We start from the raw sequence: 13123 nt of genomic DNA on the forward strand, positions 1-13123 counted from the left end.
AATGGACTGCTCACGATGCACAAAATATTCTATTCCCTGCAGGATAATTTTATGGACTCCCTCGGATTACCGGCCACGTTACGACGGCAGATTAATAATGGGGTTCTACAGGCCAATCAACCTGATCGGCAGGATACGATCTGGTTACGCTCCGTCGCGGCCTGGCACACCTGGCTCAGTTATGAGCAAAACTGCGTACGTTACCTCCGTCACGGCCACGACGGTGATTATGACTATCTAAAACTCCACATCCCGCAACTGGCCGGGCTGGTCAGCTGCGAGATTACAGAAAATTATCTCTGTGATATTTCTGAAATCGGTGGGATGAGCAGTTCGAGAAATAGTGACAGGCAGTGCAGCAGCCTGGAGGATTTTGCACTGCAGTGCTGCCGGGAACTGACCATCCCAGTGAGTGGTGATCATCTGGACAACAATCTCTCTCATTCTCAACTGCGGTTGAATGAGATGGAATTCAGCAAATTCTCCTGGATGCCGGCACGGATATACTGGAACAACCTGGGTGGGTCACATCATTTTGCTGCTGCCCGGTTCCAGGCTAGCCAGTTGGGTCAGCAGGTTCCTCTGACAGGCCGACTAACCTCCTACTGGATTAATCCGCAAAATGTGAGGCTGCTGACGGAGAAATGGGACCTGTTCCTGATATCGGATACCGTGGTTTATGGCGAATTTAAAGATGCGCTGGCGCGACTCAAATGCCCGTTTGGCGTATCTCATCCCCCTCGATGGGAAAATGGAGACGAGCAGCTTTTCCGGATTATATGGCTGGAACGTGATCAACCTGTCCCGGCGCGGGTATCGCGAACTCTGACGCAGGCGGGATTTCCGTCAGTAGGTCAGCTGCTGCTCAAACCGGGACTCTGAGCCTGTATAAAAGTCACTTTTATCAGGCGCGCCGTAAAACCCCGTCCTTCAGGACGGGGATATGACAGGCGGGTACAACGACAGATTTAATCCGGTGTGATGAAAAGTGGAGTCAGGCATTTAATTGCTATTACTATTGTGTCCAGGTGTGCAGAGAAAGCCACTGCTCGGCTTATTCATCTAGAATTAGGCTGATCTCGTACAGATTTCCTGTTTCATCAAAACTAAACCAATATGCGTTATAGTCTTTATCTTCGCAGTTTACATAAAGTTTCCCTGTGAAGTTTAAATCGGTGTAGGATCCATCCTGATTATCTTTGAGTAACCGTCCTTCTTCGGAAACAACATAGAATGGACAGAAAAACTCTAAATCTTTTGTGCAAAAATTTTCGGAAGTGGCGGCTTCGGGTAGTGGTCTTTTCTTGTACGTGATGTTATTTACAAAACCCATTATAGATACTTTCCTTTCAGTCGGTTATGAGTGAACCATTTTGCATATATGATGTAAATCACAAAAGTTAAGAGTGCGGACAGACTATATATCCAAATAACAGGGATTTCATTGTAAAAAGTTATCGACTGGCCGCTGTTATCTTCCAGAACCAGAATTGCTTTAAAATATTCAGTCACCTGAAAGAACTGGTAGAAGGGTTCCATCAAAACATAAACATAAAATAAATTAAGCAGATACATTAGTGTCAAATCATGCTCAAGCCCGTTCAGGGGGACATGCTGCGCAAAGCAGACCAGCCATCCTGTAAAGACCAGAAAACATACCACAAGATACACCACCGCCCCTGACACTGTTTTCATACCTTCCCCGCATAATTTAATTTTCATATCTCACCTGTGTCATTCAGTCGTTCCGGTCAGTCCCGCTCTGTTTCATATAATCACTGATACTGAGGCCGGACAAACGAATTTTATCCGAAACCTCCCTGAACTGCTCTTTCCAGCCATTTGTCAGATGTCTTTGTGACGCGATTTTGCAGGCGACGCTGAACGGCGTTCTCCCCAGTTTCTCGGAAAGCCAGAAAAGATGCTTACCAATATCATCATTCGGGACGCCATCGAGCGCATCCAGTAATAAAGTTTCCTCTTCAGCCACCCAGGCCTGGCGGGCATTCGGAAAGCGTGGGTCAGGTACAGGTGCCTGTTTCTCTTCCTTCGGTTTCGACGATGCCGGTATCGCGGGCTTTTTCATGCCGACGCGCGCTTTCATGGCGCCGATGGCGGCGACGGCCAGTACCAGCGTTTCACGCTCCTTGCGCGTGAGAAGGCTGTCCTCGCAAATCAGGGTGTTCAGGTTATCGATCAGCGTATTCAGTCCGGGTTCAGTGACTTTCATTTTATGCTCCTGTTCCTTGGGTGGTGGCGATCATTCCCGGCTCTCATTCACCTGGACGGTGACCGGCAGGCCTGCATCAAAACAGGTCTGATACCAGCTGGCCACCTGCAGGGGATCGCCCTCTTTTATCCGGCGTATGCCGCCGGCATCCGTCAGCTGCAGGCAGGTGGTACCGTCCAGACGGATCACGTAGGCCGCTTCCCTGATGATGTAATAGCCGTCATCCAGCTGCAGCTCCACCGCATCACCGGCAGCCGTCTGGTGTAACGGCAGATGCCGGACGTCTGTCAGCCGTTGTCGTGCCGTTTCAGACTCGCGTTCTGCCTGGAAGAGCGGTTCTGCAATGCCACGACCGGCCTCCGTCAGCTCGACGGCCAGCTGCAGGTTCGGGGCGCGCAGGGTGCGCAGCCAGCCCGCGGCTTCCATACGCCGGCAGGAGGCGCGCAGGTTCGGCCCGTACACCGGGGCGTCCCCGCCCTGCTCCAGCACCCGCTCGATATCCCGCGTCGCCACCGGCCCCGGACGTTTTGCATCGAGGGCGGCCAGCACAATCAGCACCCGCCGCTGCAGCGGCGACGGTCGGCGCGCCTGAGTCATGGCTTATCCGTCTCCGGCCAGATGAGTTTTCTGAGACGCTGATGATCGGCGTCAATGAGCGCTTTGGTTTGTTCATAATTTTTCACTGGCGCACCGGTAATGGCCAGTTCATACCAGAATCCCAGAATGGCGCTGGCCTTACCCGATTCGCTGAGGTATTTAGCGCCCTGGCTGGCCAGCTCGCATTCCCGGATACGCGCCTCCGCTATCCGGGTCAGCTGCTCATAGCTGAGTGAAAAATTCACTTCTTTCTCATCCATCCTGCACGCTCCGTCTGATAATGTCCGCTTAGGTTAAAAATCATATCATGTATGATTTGTTACTGAATGCTTAAACATCATATCGGATATTATTATGTAGTTAACGCTAAATATCATACTTGATATGATTTTATGTGTAGTCTTGAATATCATATCTTTTAAAGATTTCCCGCCGCGCAGATCCGATTTCTGGCTAAGTCGGATCTTTGTCAGCGAGGTGTTCAAATGAGCTTTATGGATAACGGCCGGATTAGACTTTTTGTAGGACTTTTGTTTCTTAGAGACTGATTCACAGGCAACTATGAGTGAGGAGCTAACATAATAAGTATGTCGGAAGATCTCTAAAGGTGAATGATTCGTTTTGCCGGGATGCATACAACAGGTTTGTGTATACTTCCCCTATCAATACCTGACTCACCGATAAGGTTTAGCACCAACGTATGGGAAGTTTATCTAAAGCATTACTCATATCGCTTATATACACGGCGATAGTGATTATTCTTGATGCAGTTGCCATCTACTATTTCAAGCTGAGCGCCCCGATCATTGTCGTAGTGACGACGTTTTTGATGTTCTGCATATTAGCGTTTGAATACGTGGATGCGACAAAGCGCTCAGAACGGAACTTTGCTGAGCGCCGTAAGAATCAGGCGCAGGGGGCGGCATTTTCGATGATGTGGGATACCCTGGATTCAGACGCTAAACAACGTTTTTACCAAAAAGTCGATGAGGGGCGAGAATCCAGCGAGTTTAAGTCCAGATACCAGCTATTACAGAACGAAATTCGATATTGGGACAAAGAGATAGAACGGCTACGGTAATCATCGCCTCCCGGCAAAGGTGGTGACCGAGATCACGATACGGTGATCATCAGTTGTTAAACAATAAGAATACTGCCAGAGTGAGAAATTCTGGCCGTATTTCACTTCTTCCTTGATGCTCTATCTGTTCGCTGTGCGCCTCATTTTTTTATTAAAATTAAAGCAATTCATCAATATAAGTCATAATGGAACGAACCAGATTTATGGCAAAACGCGCATCGGCTTCATTAAGCAAAGTTTCAGTAGGATGGGCCATGCTGTAATTGTTACGCAGGTTGTTGATCCCATGAAGTATTGCGGCAGATGATCTCAACATTTTAAAAACATCTTCATTTCTTCCATCATCAGGCAGGTCTTTGAGATGTGCAGTTATCAGGGAAAGCAAGCCTGGAACATTATCATTTGTACTATTGGTCGCAATTACATGGTTGGCACACATTTGTCTTAATGAAGCATGAAGAGCTGTATGAACACGATCATATGCCCGGTGTGGCCCATTATTTTTAAGCAACACTTCCGCATCTTCTAAGGCCTGGTAAATGTTTTCATTTACATTTTTCACTGGTGCTGCCGAAACATTTCTTTGCCCGTTCTGATTCACAATGTTCTTTATTTCATTGAATAACTCAGTATTGGCAATGCTGATAAAGCGTTGAACATTATCCAGCGCCCAGATCTTAGAAAGATTATCAGCGTCCCTGGCCAGAGTGCTTTCTATGGCTGAGATGGCCACCCCTTTCAGCTCAGGGTTGTCCCAGTGAACATGCCGGTAGAATTGATTTAGTCCTTCCGGGACGTCTTCACAATCTGTAATAGCAAACAGCTCCTGCCAGTCACCTTCGTTAAATTTTTCAGCCAGTATTTTGGCCAAATTAATTTGTGAAACTTTATTCAACATACTGATCCCTAGAAGTTTGTGCTTCTTAATTGAATTTACCGGTACGGCGTCTCAGTAAACGAAATCCGTGTACTGGTATACCCCTTGCTCTGCAACAGGAATGAAATCCCGTCCATCATCATTGCTCTGTCACTGCGGGGACCAATTCTGACGTTTGTCAGTGGCAGCTTATCTTTTGCTTTAATGATCAGATATGGTACCAGACCGCTGTCATTGACACGAAAATTGACACCCTCAAAAGGGCTGTCCGGAAGGATTACCATCCTGAACTCCTGCTCCTCTTTGAAACCGTCATTCTTGAAAAAAGGCGGCAGGCTGTGTGCCAGTCTGGTTGCCTGAATCATCTCATGCATTACATCTGCATTTATTGCCGCCTGAACCTGTGGCTGACGAAAGAAGGCGAGGATTTCGTTCCGGGCTTCAACCGTGGAATCCTCTTTGGTATAGAGCACACGGTTTTTAAACACCTGATAATGAGTTAATTCCAGCGAGGCAAGCAGCTCTTCATCATCAAATTCCAGGCACACGCCCTGAGAGCTGCCATAACCCCGCCACTGGCTTAACAGGTCGGGTTCGAGACAGAACGAAAGGTTATAGACGTGAGCTGCCCAGTGCATTCTGAAGTGTGTCAGTGCCTGTTCGATGAACTTAAGGGTTTTCGGGTTAAAGTCGTCCCTCAGGTACTGCAGGGCATTCTCAAGGCAGTTCATGCCGTGAGTCAGCTCATTACTGTCATTGAGAAAGGAAAAGTGCGTCGCCCACAGTGAGCCTGATTCGATGATGCCCTTCAGGCCGTTCAGGTCAGTGTAATGATAAATCTTCATCTGGCAGCCTCCTGACTGTCCGGGCCCTGTTCGCACTCAGTTTTTTGCACGTCAGACAGAAACGGGAACACCTTAATAGCGGCTTCCCTTGCTTCTTCTATCGACCGTTCCCGGGCCTGCCATTCCGGATCTGCTGCCAGCACTTCGTCGGCGGTATCGCGTAACCAGGCATACAGCTCTTCGCAACCATCGAGATCAATCTGGCGGGTTTTTACCGGGTCCTCATGCTTCATGATATTACGCAACAGCTTACCAATCTGCCCGTCAGATTCGACAGGTTCGTAAGGAATGTAGTCCGGATATTCGTCGAATTGATCCAGCGTCAAATCGATGTACTCTCCGTCCAGCAATACGATGACATGCCCGTGAACTGTTGAGTTTTCCGCTTCATGAAAGCCAGCGTTCCCTCCCATAAAAATGATGCACGGATGGCATCTCTCTCGTTCCTTGAGGTAGTACGCCAGAGTATTGCTGGCTAAATCGCAGCTGCCGTGCGGGAAATTCCTCAGTTCCGTTTTCCAGCGGGGAAAATGACGACACCCGTCAGCCCGTTCACCGCCACCAAGCTCCAGTGCCCGTCGAAATGCCTTTATACGTAATACTCTTTCCTGTCTCATTTCTTCACCTTCCCGTCCTGGCGGGCCAGAGCCAGCAGTTCGGTCTGAAGCTGGCGGCCGTCCTCCCGGGCTTCCTTCAGCTCCGCTTTCGTGTCCTGCAGCTGCGTCGCCAGGTGTTCGCCGGTGGCGGTCAGGCGGGCCACCTGCTCGCGCAGCGGCAGCGCCTCCGCGCGCAGCTCGCGTACCTCCTGCAGCAGGCGGTCACGTTCGGCCACCACTTCGCGCAGCACCGCCAGCTCGCTTTCCAGCGCGGCCACGTTCGCCAGCGCCTCATCCCGCTCCTGGTCGGCCCGGGCAATGTCGTCGTCGGCCTGCTCGCGCGCCGCCAGGGCCCCGGCTTCAGCCTGTTTCACGGCCGCCTGCCACAGCAGCCCCAGCTGGCCGGTCAGCAGCTGCACCAGCTCCGGCGGCAGGGGCGTGGCCTGCTCAGCGGCCTGCTCGCGCTGGCGGGCGCGGAACGCGCGCATCACCGGGGAGATGTGGGACAGGGAGCCACCGCCGAGGTGCTGACGGACCTGCTCGTTGGTCGGGTTCGGGGTGCCGGCGGCGATCAGGGCGGCGGCGGCGTCTTCAATGCGGCGGACGGTGTCCGGGGAGAGGGATGTCATGGTCTGGCTCCGGTTTCTCAGGGAATGGCGCCATCGTACGCCCGGTATGAAAAATACACAATACACGTAATACAAATAATACATACAATACAGTTAATACATATAATACATACATTACAGAACTTACATACACTCTTTCTCTTTTCCAGGTCAGATCCGAAAACCGGTAGTTCCGGAACTCAGTAAAATCGTAAGAATTTTGAGTTGTCTCCACTCCTTCCCTTTTTCAAAATGTTATCTATAACTGGCTGAGGAATTTCACTGCTGCGGAGGCTAATTTGGGCGTAAAAATTACAGGTATAGATAAATTGCAGAAACAACTGAAAGAAGTTGAGGAAGCGGCTGAAACCCTTAACGGTAGTTATCCGGTAAGTTTTGATGCAAACGATCCTGTCAGCATTGAAACTGCGATTCAGGAAGCGTACAGCATGTTGGAGGAGCGAGCCTCACGGTATGCCGCTAATCCGATGATTAGTTCCATGATCGAGGCCATGAAAGAGGATTTGCGTCACCAAATTCTGGATAGTGCCGAACAGCAAAGACAGGAGAACGGGCAGGATGGCAATTGACATTTTTCAGTCACTCAAAAATTGTGTGTATGATTTGCAGCGTGCGGATGCACAGAACTATCAGCAACCACTGAAACAACTGGCCCGGCTCCTGAACGACGGTAATCTACAGGCTGTTAACAAACGCCTGACATGTAATGTCGATCTTGACGCCTTTCTGGCGAAAAGTCATGAAACCGAATCCAGTATGGCTGGCTCCGCCATCCTGCAGTGGCCTGAAGAACCGCGTGAAATTTTAGGCCTGAAGCTTTTGTTAATCAGGAAAATGTCCGTTAACGATAATTTCGCATTCAATTTTTGCCACACGTTTTTCTATGACCGAAAAATTATTGAATCTGTCCGTAAGTTCACATCCTCGTTACTGGTAACTTTTGTTCGCGACTACCAGCTGTATGTTGAGAATGAATCCGATCCGGATCCGGTAGTAATACGTCAGGCCTCGCGCAAAATTTTTATTGTTCACGGCCATGATAATGAAGCCCTTCAGTCTGTTGCCCGCTTTATATCCCGGATAGGGCTGGAGGAAATCATACTCTCTGAACGTCCTGATGGCTCAAGGACGGTAATCGAGAAATTTGAAGCGGAGTCAGGAGATGTCAGCTTTGCCATAGTGCTGATGACACCCGACGACAGTGGAAATGCCCTGGCATCTGAAAACACACGACTGCGTGCACGCCAGAATGTCCTGTATGAACTCGGATATTTTGCGGGTAAGCTTGGGCGCGGGAAAGTGCTGGTACTAAGGAAGGGAGATATCGAAATACCTTCCGATCTCGCGGGCGTACTCTATACAGAGCTTGATGAGCATGGTGGCTGGAAACGCAAGCTGCTGAGTGAGCTGGCGTATGCCGGTGTTCCTTTTGACAAGGAAAAAGCGTTAAGCGCCTGAGCCACTTTAATAAGTAAGAAGAAGGCCGCCTGGCGGCCTTTTTATCGGATCAGTCGTCATTTTCCAGTGCACTTTTGAGTTCCTTCTGCTCCGGCGTCAGCTCGTTGCCGGACAGCATAACCTTCAGCTTCTCTTCGACTTCAGGCCAGTCATCAAAGAACGGACTGACTTGGTCACGCGCAATCCGGCGATATGCCCCTCTGTGAGAGCTGAAGACACTGGTCTGTAATCGTATCAACAGGTTAACAAGGCCTTCATCAGTGGCAGTTACTTCTCTGACCCATTGCTTCACCGTTTCAACTGAGCTCATGTCTCTCCAGGCGTAGAGATACCCGAGAATAGACTGGCGCAGGAGAAGTTGTTGCTGAAGTTCTGGCTGATTCATACGTTCAGCAAACCTGTCACGCAACCGTTCCGTAATATCGCGACTGAAAATAGCGTCAGAAGGCGAAGGCACTGCATTTTGAGCAAGACCGTGTTCCCAGATGAGATCCCGCATAAAATCGGCTATCCAGAACGGTGAAGCGCCCGTAACGATCAGCGTTTCCATCCGCGCTACTGTTCTGGTCTCATCAATATCCTGCATATGCTTAAGCAGATGCCGTACAACCTGATTTATACCCGTTTCACGCAGGGAAAACCATGCGTTACGGATCCGGAAGCGAGAACTGACTTCATCTGCATGATCGAAGAAAAACTGAACCAGCCCTGCGCACTCTTCGAAATTGCGTTCTCTTATCAGGCCCGGGGTCAGCCTGCTCAGTATATGTTCGAACCAGGTTCCAGACAGACTGCCCACACTGTTGATTTTTGAGAGAAGGTCTTCTGAGAGCTGCTGCTGCTTTTCCGGTACGCCCGCCTGCATAAAAAGCTGGTTGAAGAACTCAGGGGGCAGAACATTCTGGGGCGAGGAAAATGCAAAATAATATCGCCAGTGCGTCAGGCTGCTGAGTCGTTTGCCGGTCGTCTGGATATGACGAAAATCCTCACTGACGGGCTCAAAGAGATTCAGATGCTCATCATTATGCCCGCTGATACCGGGGATCCAGTCTGCGAGCGTCAGAAACGAGTCTGCATTCGATGCCCTCAACATCTTCATACACCTGATAAGCCCCTCCCGGAAGTCATCCTTTTCTCCGTCAGAAAGCATGCCCTGGCCGGTTTCAATCACGGACCGTTCTGTCAGGTAATGCTCTGTCCAGTCATACAGGGCCGGATTTGTCACCCGTATAAGCTGGAGCAGGCATAAATCAGGGAAATACACAAAATCCCGCATACCCGGATAGAGAAAAATCAGGGAATTAATGGCCTGATGGATCTCACGTGGCGTCGAAAGTGCGGCACCATACGTATCGATCACCGCGGCGAGATCCCTTGCCATTCCAGAGTCTGGCGGTTGATTATTAATTTGCTGATACAGAGCCTCAGCCCGCTGGCGAAATTCATTTCGTAAATCAAAGGCCTCAGGCCGGGGTAATTTAAAACTGAGCTGAATGATTTTCTGCAGGTAACGGCTGCCGTCTTCAATATTTAGCGCATACTCAGCTGCATGAGTAATAATCTGCCTGTCATAACAGAGAATATGGGTAAAGCGGGGTAGATCGGCTACAGCCCGTACCAGTCTGAACACTTCAGCAATCTGGGAAGGTTCAAGTCGATCAAGGTCATCCATAACGACGATGAATTTAAGCTCCAGACTGACCAGTTGTTTCGCAATTTCAGCCCGCAGTTTTGTTGTCGTTTTTTGATCCACTGCGAGACGACTCTCAGTAAATACCTTTATCCCGCCTGCTATCCAGTTAATGATGCTGGAAAACTGCCCGATATACTGAACCAGCGGAAGGACGCGCGAGGAAGTATCCTGCGCATACTCAATCACTTTCTGCGCTTCTGGTGACAACAGGTATTTACGCCAGAGCTTTTTGAAGCCCTTCGGAGGATAGCGTTTTTCCATTTCCTGCTGGATAACCGTGGCAACAGGAAGAAAGAGCGCTTCAATCGGACTGCTGACACTCAGCCAGGGGGAAACATGCAGCACATGCGTGTGCCCATCTTTGTTCAGTGCAAGGTTTTTCAGGATCAGATTCAGGAGGCTTGTTTTACCCGATCCCCATGTGCCCTCTATTCCGACAACATTTGAAGCTTCCTGAGGAAGAGAAAGGATGGACCGGGATATATTTTCTGCGATATTACTGAAACCGTATCGATCCTCAGGTATATCTTCAACTGCCGCATCAAGCCCTTTCTGGTTCCACAGCTGTCTCAGTATTCTCATATTACAAATCTCCAAACAGGCAGCGCAGCGCGGTCAGGGCCTCCGCCAGCGCGCCTTCAGCGCATCGCATGCTGAGCTCCCGGACCAGCGTCTCAAAGGCCTCCGCTGACATAAAAATTCTTAACCCGTCGATGCCGAAGAATCCCTCTTTTGAAACGTGCCCGGGCGGGGAGAACATCACGCGCTCCCCCTGGTGACCGTGCGCCAGGGCTTCCGGATGGCGGACATACAGCGTGAACAGGCCCAGCAGTTCCGAGAACGCTTCCCAGCCGTACGGCACCACAAAGTCCTGGCCGGTGATGAGCAGGTGCAGACGGGGCGTGGTGTACCAGGCCCCAGGCCGTTCTCCGGGGTGCTGTCCGTCAGTGCGGATCTCCAGGCGCAGGGTACCGGCTTCAATGGTTTCCGTGACGGCCGGGATCACCGGGCGCAGCTCCTGAGCCAGATCTCGGGCCTTCTCCCCGCTCCAGTCCAGCCCGCGCAGCATCAGCGGAAAAACGGCCTTCAGCCGCGGCAGGGTGAAAATCCCAGCTAGCGCACTGTCGGGAATATCGGCGAGGTTAAAACAGTCGCTCTCCAGCGGACGCAGGAGGTGTTCGGCATACATCTGATCCACGACGGGGCGCAGCTCCGCCCGGAAGGCGTCAAACTCTTCAGCCCAGTTTTCTCCGGCCAGGCGGAAGATCCCCTTCAGGTAGTGGCCATCCACCGGACGGTCATACTCCACCTGCCAGGCCAGCAGGTCACGGGTGATGTCGAGCAGCGTGCCCAGGGCCGGCAGGGTTGCCAGCCTGTTATGCCCGCGCAGGAAAGCTTCCCGGGTATGAACCAGTATAAAGCACAGCTCGTCGCGGGAGAGCACCGACGTGCCGAAGGTCTGGCCGAGAATGATATGCCGGTACAGCTGCCGGATCGTGGTTTCAGGGTCGGCAATGAGCTGAAAATACCCGTCGCCGGGCGCGACCGTTTTCAACCCATCATCGAGGAAGCGTTCGGCCAGAGCGTTGACCGAAGTATTTTCCCGACCGGCACGCGCTTTCAGCGCCTCGATCAGCTTTTTGTGAAAACGCAGGTTAAGCTGGCTGAGCATTATCGATCCTTTCATCTTTGTTTTGCTCTTAATGCTAACCTAGCATTTTATTGTTAGCTATTATTAAGTTAATAAAGTTTCTTTAAATTGTGATGCCTTTTGAATTACTGAAAGTGATGACTGTAGTGCTACAGCAACGCCTGACCCTTCTCATTTCCGCGTAGATCCGAAAACCCTGAGTTCCGGATCTTCTTCAGATGCACCGGTGCGCTGTAGCCCGGTAACACAAGATGTAGCGGTGACCTCAGATGATGGTAACGCTATATGTTGTGTCCCTCCCCTGCCCCGTGACTGCCTGATGACTACCGGAAATGCACGCTTTGCTGGTTCCCTGACCGTGGTACACTTCCGGAAAGCTATAAATAAGAAAAAAATCGGTTCTGACTGGAATGGCCGTCCGGTAATTTAACACTGCGGCTATATGACTAATTATTATTAGTATGAAAATGATAACTAAGTGGGAAAACAATCTCGTGTGACAGATACAAGGTTGTGCATAATAGATTGCGCAGTGCGTCATAATTTCCATGAGTGACTATTACGAAGAAGTCGATATTGCCGAAAACTCTTAATATAGTTTTTGATTATCTGACGACCCAATATGGTCATCAGCATTTATGGCTCAAACTGGAAGCACGAACCTCTTGTCTAGAAAATTATCGCTACCCGATAGATTTTTATGTTGTCTCCAGTACAGGGCATGAACTGGCGGAGTTTGATGGAACGAAGTGGTATTACATCAATCCTTGCCTCCTGACATTCAATGTGGCGATTCATGGTATTCCTCCATCAACAGCAGGTCACATTCATCTGAACGCATTGACGATTGAAGGGTTTATGCAGACTTTTGGGATTTAAAGGTTGGCGGGATTTCCATGATGTGAGAGGTAGCTACAAATGGGAAGTATGAAAGAACAGCTGTTTGAAATGCAGGAAAAGCGAGCGAATGAATGGATTGCGGAAAATTATCCGGGTGCTGAGCAAGGGACTCCCGAATGGGATGCGGCAGCACAGGAGTACAGCTGGTTTCAGGAGTGTATGGATGAGGCAGCCGAACAGCAGTGTTTTGAAGCTTCACTGGCTAGTATTCCTGACCGCCAGCAGGATGCAAAGGCTGAACTGGATGAGTTAGAGAGCCTGATGTAGTTCAACCAACCCAGGATTGTGGAGCGGATGGCTTATGTTCATTGCGTGAGTGTACTGGACAGCTTTCTGATGTACAGCGCCAGGACACTTCTTAGTCATCCCCTGCTTTTACAGAAGTTTCTGCGCGCGGCTGACTCCTGGTTCCTAATAAGGAAGACAGAAGAAAATTACGTGCATCCAAGTGGATCGAGCAGCTCACAGCCTGCCTCAAGGTAAAGATAATCTGTCTCTTCAGTGAATCGTGATTTTTTCATCAGCACAACCTCCGCTCGGGGAAGTGAATACCATACCGGAATTCT

17 protein-coding genes and 1 pseudogene are annotated in these 13123 nt (G+C 50.2%); 6 read left to right on the forward strand and 12 right to left on the reverse strand.

Annotated features, from left to right (window positions below):
- Positions 1–51 precede the first annotated feature (51 nt).
- On the forward strand, positions 52–882 hold the full coding sequence (locus K7H21_RS28130; RefSeq protein WP_228751091.1) for a DUF6685 family protein: 831 nt from the start codon (positions 52–54) through the stop codon (positions 880–882).
- Positions 883–1054: 172 nt separating this feature from the next.
- On the opposite strand, the gene K7H21_RS28135 is transcribed toward K7H21_RS28130, so the two are convergent.
- Genes K7H21_RS28135 through K7H21_RS28155 form a run of 5 tightly spaced genes read right to left on the reverse strand, consistent with a single transcriptional unit; the run spans position 1055 to position 3087 of the window.
- Positions 1055–1333 (reverse strand): hypothetical protein, encoded by a 279-nt coding sequence (locus K7H21_RS28135; protein WP_223035984.1) that lies wholly within the window; start codon positions 1331–1333, stop codon positions 1055–1057.
- Entirely contained in the window at positions 1333–1695 is a 363-nt protein-coding gene (locus K7H21_RS28140) for a hypothetical protein (RefSeq protein WP_223036022.1), read from the reverse strand. Before K7H21_RS28140 ends, K7H21_RS28135 begins: the two co-directional genes overlap by 1 nt.
- Before the next feature lie 43 nt (positions 1696–1738).
- Positions 1739–2230 carry a DNA-binding protein gene (locus tag K7H21_RS28145; protein ID WP_223035985.1) on the reverse strand — a complete coding sequence of 164 codons (492 nt, stop codon included), beginning with the start codon at positions 2228–2230 and terminating at the stop codon, positions 1739–1741.
- Between the two features lie 30 nt (positions 2231–2260).
- Positions 2261–2827, reverse strand: coding sequence for a hypothetical protein (locus K7H21_RS28150; RefSeq protein ID WP_223035986.1), 567 nt, complete (start codon positions 2825–2827; stop codon positions 2261–2263).
- Positions 2824–3087, reverse strand: a complete 264-nt coding sequence (locus tag K7H21_RS28155) for a hypothetical protein (RefSeq protein WP_223035987.1) — start codon at positions 3085–3087, stop codon at positions 2824–2826. The genes K7H21_RS28150 and K7H21_RS28155 overlap by 4 nt, the downstream gene beginning before the upstream one ends.
- A gap of 440 nt (positions 3088–3527) precedes the next feature.
- Between K7H21_RS28155 and K7H21_RS28160 the strand changes: the two genes are divergently transcribed.
- Positions 3528–3908: a YrzE family protein gene (locus K7H21_RS28160; protein WP_015874975.1), complete on the forward strand. Its 381-nt coding sequence runs from the start codon at positions 3528–3530 to the stop codon at positions 3906–3908.
- 157 nt (positions 3909–4065) lie between these two features.
- On the opposite strand, the gene K7H21_RS28165 is transcribed toward K7H21_RS28160, so the two are convergent.
- The 5 genes and pseudogenes from K7H21_RS28165 to K7H21_RS28180 all read right to left on the reverse strand — a co-directional run bounded on the left by K7H21_RS28165 (position 4066) and on the right by K7H21_RS28180 (position 6855).
- Positions 4066–4806: an abortive infection family protein gene (locus K7H21_RS28165; RefSeq protein ID WP_223035988.1), complete on the reverse strand. Its 741-nt coding sequence runs from the start codon at positions 4804–4806 to the stop codon at positions 4066–4068.
- A gap of 35 nt (positions 4807–4841) precedes the next feature.
- Positions 4842–5423 (reverse strand): DUF2971 domain-containing protein, encoded by a 582-nt coding sequence (locus K7H21_RS28170; protein ID WP_228751100.1) that lies wholly within the window; start codon positions 5421–5423, stop codon positions 4842–4844.
- 15 nt (positions 5424–5438) lie between these two features.
- Positions 5439–5630 (reverse strand): annotated as a pseudogene (locus K7H21_RS29140) (hypothetical protein); the annotation flags it as partial.
- Positions 5627–6247, reverse strand: coding sequence for a hypothetical protein (locus tag K7H21_RS28175; protein WP_223035990.1), 621 nt, complete (start codon positions 6245–6247; stop codon positions 5627–5629). The gene K7H21_RS28175 and the pseudogene K7H21_RS29140, both read right to left, overlap by 4 nt.
- On the reverse strand, positions 6244–6855 hold the full coding sequence (locus K7H21_RS28180; RefSeq protein ID WP_346268618.1) for a DNA-binding protein: 612 nt from the start codon (positions 6853–6855) through the stop codon (positions 6244–6246). The genes K7H21_RS28175 and K7H21_RS28180 overlap by 4 nt, the downstream gene beginning before the upstream one ends.
- 278 nt (positions 6856–7133) lie before the next feature.
- On the opposite strand from K7H21_RS28180, the gene K7H21_RS28185 reads away from it, so the two are divergent.
- The gene (locus tag K7H21_RS28185) at positions 7134–7424 is read left to right on the forward strand and encodes a hypothetical protein (RefSeq protein WP_223035992.1); all 291 of its coding nucleotides are present in this window, start codon (positions 7134–7136) and stop codon (positions 7422–7424) included.
- Positions 7414–8313 (forward strand): TIR domain-containing protein, encoded by a 900-nt coding sequence (locus tag K7H21_RS28190; RefSeq protein WP_223035993.1) that lies wholly within the window; start codon positions 7414–7416, stop codon positions 8311–8313. Before K7H21_RS28185 ends, K7H21_RS28190 begins: the two co-directional genes overlap by 11 nt.
- Before the next feature lie 49 nt (positions 8314–8362).
- Here K7H21_RS28190 and K7H21_RS28195 read toward each other — a convergent pair whose 3' ends face one another.
- Positions 8363–10588, reverse strand: coding sequence for a KAP family P-loop NTPase fold protein (locus tag K7H21_RS28195; RefSeq protein ID WP_223035994.1), 2226 nt, complete (start codon positions 10586–10588; stop codon positions 8363–8365).
- A 1-nt stretch (position 10589) separates the two neighbouring features.
- On the reverse strand, positions 10590–11678 hold the full coding sequence (gene pifC / locus K7H21_RS28200) for a transcriptional repressor PifC (protein ID WP_223035995.1): 1089 nt from the start codon (positions 11676–11678) through the stop codon (positions 10590–10592).
- Between the two features lie 555 nt (positions 11679–12233).
- Here pifC and K7H21_RS28205 point away from each other — a divergent pair.
- Together K7H21_RS28205 and K7H21_RS29145 are read left to right on the forward strand one after the other, a co-directional pair.
- Complete coding sequence (locus K7H21_RS28205) at positions 12234–12536, forward strand: hypothetical protein (protein ID WP_223035996.1); 303 nt, start codon at positions 12234–12236, stop codon at positions 12534–12536.
- 48 nt (positions 12537–12584) lie between these two features.
- Positions 12585–12824 (forward strand): hypothetical protein, encoded by a 240-nt coding sequence (locus K7H21_RS29145; protein ID WP_228751092.1) that lies wholly within the window; start codon positions 12585–12587, stop codon positions 12822–12824.
- Positions 12825–13123 lie beyond the last annotated feature (299 nt).

Source organism: Klebsiella sp. CTHL.F3a (assembly GCF_019890895.1).
In the GTDB taxonomy this organism is placed as follows: Bacteria; Pseudomonadota; Gammaproteobacteria; order Enterobacterales; family Enterobacteriaceae; genus Klebsiella; species Klebsiella grimontii.